Annotated in this window: 1 protein-coding gene; it reads right to left on the reverse strand. The window is 50.3% G+C overall.

What is annotated here, in order from left to right; translation table 11 throughout:
* Positions 1–232, reverse strand: a 232-nt coding sequence (locus tag J0A66_RS22875; RefSeq protein WP_338143951.1) for a LiaF domain-containing protein, incomplete at its 3' end; no start/stop codon positions are given.
* Positions 233–294 lie beyond the last annotated feature (62 nt).

A 294-nucleotide genomic window follows, 5' to 3' on the forward strand; every position in this document is an offset into this window, starting at 1 on the left:
TCACTATAGTGGGTACCTGGCGTCTATGTATAACCGGGGGGAGATCGATGGTGTTGCCACCGAGAATGCAGAAAGCCCGGGATACCACGTTGACGTTTTCCGGCACATAAATATTGTCACCACCAAACAGGCAAAACACTCTGATGGTTACCTGCTGACTGGTAAATACCGCCTGACTAAAATCCAGCTCAGAGCCTCCCATAATACTGACACTGGTGATCTCAGTGGGCACAACCCACGCCCCGGTTCGCGTGCTACCGCCCAGTACACTAAAAATTGTTTCATTTTCAGTCC

This window comes from Bowmanella dokdonensis (assembly GCF_017254865.1).
GTDB classification, from domain to species: domain Bacteria; phylum Pseudomonadota; class Gammaproteobacteria; order Enterobacterales; family Alteromonadaceae; genus Bowmanella; species Bowmanella dokdonensis.